The organism is Cribrihabitans pelagius, assembly GCF_048820915.1.
GTDB classification, from domain to species: domain Bacteria; phylum Pseudomonadota; class Alphaproteobacteria; order Rhodobacterales; family Rhodobacteraceae; genus Cribrihabitans_A; species Cribrihabitans_A pelagius.
The window spans coordinates 1-2963 of sequence record NZ_JBMERR010000057.1; the positions used below are offsets into that span (position 1 = coordinate 1).

Genomic DNA, 2963 nt, shown 5'->3' on the forward strand with positions numbered 1-2963 from the left:
GTTGCGATGACGCCGGACTCGGCGCGGCAGCTGCAGAAGCTGGGGTATACTTGCGCGATCGAGAGCGGGGCGGGGGCTGGGGCGGGGTTTTCCGATGCCGCTTACGAGGCCGCGGGCGTGGAGGTTGTCAAGACCGCCGCGGCGCTGTGGAAGACCGCCGGTATCATCGCCAAGGTGCGCCCGCCCGAAGAGCTGGAGCTGAAGCGGCTGACGAAGGGCAAGACGCTGATTTCCTTCTTCAATCCCGGCGGCAACGCGGCCGGGCTGGAGCTTGCGAAGGCCAAGGGCGCCACCGTCATCGCGATGGAGATGGTGCCGCGGATCTCCCGCGCGCAGAAGATGGACGCGCTGTCGTCCATGGCCAATATCGCGGGCTACCGCGCCGTCATTGAAGCGGGCAACAACTTCGGCCGTTTCTTCACCGGCCAGATCACCGCCGCGGGCAAGGTGCCGCCGGCCAAGGTGCTGGTGGTGGGCGCCGGCGTCGCGGGGCTTGCCGCGATCGGCACCGCGACCTCGCTTGGCGCGGTGACCTACGCCTTCGACGTGCGCCCGGAAGTGGCCGAGCAGGTGGAATCGATGGGCGCCGAGTTCGTCTATCTCGACTTCGAGGAGGAGCAGCAGGACGGCAGCGCCTCGGGCGGCTATGCCTCTGTGTCGTCTCCGGAATTCCGCGAGGCGCAGCTGGCCAAGTTCCGCGAGCTGGCGCCTGAGGTGGACATCGTCATCACCACCGCGCTGATCCCGAACCGCGAGGCGCCGGAGCTGTGGACCGAGGACATGGTCGCGGCAATGAAGCCCGGCTCGGTGATCGTCGACCTGGCGGCGGAGAAGGGCGGCAACTGCAAGCTCACGGTGGCGGACGAGAAGATCGTGACCGACAACGGCGTCACCATCATCGGCTACACCGATTTCCCGAGCCGGATGGCGGCGCAGGCCTCGACGCTTTATGCCACCAACATCCGCCACATGCTGACCGACCTGACCCCCGGCAAGGACGGCCAGCCGGTGCATGACATGGAAGACGACGTGATCCGCGGCGCCACCGTGACGCATGGCGGCGAGATCACCTTCCCGCCGCCGCCGCCCAAGGTGCAGGCGATTGCGGCGCAGCCGAAGAAGGACGCGCCGAAGGAGCTGACGGCGGAAGAAAAGCGCGCCCGGGAAGTCGCGGCTTTCAAGGCGCAGACCAAGAGCCAGGTCACCCTGCTGGCGGGCGGCGCGGCGCTGATCCTGCTGGTGGGATTGGTGGCGCCCGCCAGCTTCATGCAGCATTTCATCGTCTTTGCGCTGGCCTGTTTCGTCGGTTTCCAGGTGATCTGGGGCGTGGCGCATTCCCTGCACACGCCGCTGATGGCGATCACCAACGCGATCTCCTCGATCATCATCCTGGGCGCGCTGATGCAGATCGGCTCCGGCTCCTGGCTGGTGATCCTGCTTGCCGCGCTCAGCGTTTTCATGGCCGGAATCAACATCTTCGGCGGCTTCCTTGTCACCCGGCGCATGCTTGCCATGTTCCAGAAATCGTAAAGGACCGGACCCATGGATTTCGGCTTCACGACTGCCGCCTATGTGGTTGCGGCTGTTCTTTTCATCCTGTCGCTGGGGGGGCTGTCGAACCAGGAAAGCGCCAAACGCGCGGTCTGGTACGGCATCGCGGGCATGGCGCTGGCGATCGTGGCGACGCTGATCGGCCCGGGCTCCGGCCTGTGGCTCCTGTCGCTGATCCTGATCGCGGGCGGCGGTGTCATCGGCACCTATGTGGCCAAAAAGGTCCAGATGACCGAGATGCCGCAGCTGGTGGCGGCGATGCACTCGCTGGTCGGCCTCGCGGCGGTGTTTGTCGGCTTCAACGCGCATTTCGAACTGGTCCGCGTGATGGCGATGGACCCGGAGGCGCGCGAAGCGCTCGAGGGCTTTGCCAAGGTGCTGGCCAAGAAGGACGGCGCCGAGCAGGCGATCCTGAAGGTCGAGCTGTTCCTCGGCATCTTCATCGGCGCGGTGACCTTCACCGGCTCGGTGGTGGCCTTCGGCAAGCTGGCGGGCAAGCTGACCTCGGCGGCCACCAAGCTGCCGGGCGGGCACATGCTGAACGCGGGCGCCGCGGGCATCTCGGTGATCTGCCTGGTCTGGTATTTCTCCGCAGGCAGCTTCCTGCCGCTGTTCATCATGACGCTGCTGGCCTTCTTCATCGGCTACCACCTGATCATGGGCATCGGCGGCGCCGACATGCCGGTGGTGGTGTCGATGCTGAACAGCTACTCGGGCTGGGCCGCGGCGGCGATCGGCTTCTCGCTTGGCAATGATCTCCTGATCGTGGTCGGCGCGCTGGTGGGCTCCTCGGGTGCGATCCTGAGCTACATCATGTGCAAGGCGATGAACCGCTCGTTCATCAGCGTGATCCTCGGCGGCTTCGGCGGCAGCACGGGCCCGGCGATGGAGGTCGAGGGCGAGCAGGTCGCGATCGACGCCGAGGGCGTGGCCCAGGCGCTGGAGGAGGCAGACTCGGTCATCATCATCCCCGGCTACGGCATGGCGGTGGCACAGGCGCAGCAGTCGGTCTCCGAGCTGACCAAGCGGCTGCGCGCAAAAGGCAAGGAAGTGCGCTTTGCCATCCACCCGGTGGCGGGCCGCCTGCCCGGGCACATGAACGTGCTGCTGGCCGAGGCCAGGGTGCCGTATGACATCGTGCTGGAGATGGACGAGATCAACGGCGACTTCGGCGCCACCGACGTGGCCATCGTGATCGGCTCCAACGACATCGTGAACCCGGCCGCCCAGGAGGACCCCAACTCCCCGATCGCGGGCATGCCGGTGCTGGAATGCTGGAAGGCGAAACAGGTCTTCGTCTCCAAGCGCGGCCAGGGCACAGGGTATTCGGGCATCGAGAACCCCCTGTTCTTCAAGGAAAACACCCGCATGTTCTACGGCGACGCAAAACAGTCGCTCGATACGCTGCTGGG

2 protein-coding genes are annotated in these 2963 nt (G+C 66.2%); both read left to right on the forward strand.

The window, feature by feature from the left end; all coding sequences use genetic code 11:
• Positions 1 to 1530 (forward strand): Re/Si-specific NAD(P)(+) transhydrogenase subunit alpha (locus ACOHX0_RS21800; protein ID WP_420679350.1); only part of this gene is annotated, 1530 nt, incomplete at its 5' end.
• A gap of 12 nt (positions 1531 to 1542) precedes the next feature.
• Positions 1543 to 2963: NAD(P)(+) transhydrogenase (Re/Si-specific) subunit beta (locus ACOHX0_RS21805; RefSeq protein ID WP_420679351.1), on the forward strand; the 1421-nt coding region annotated here is incomplete at its 3' end.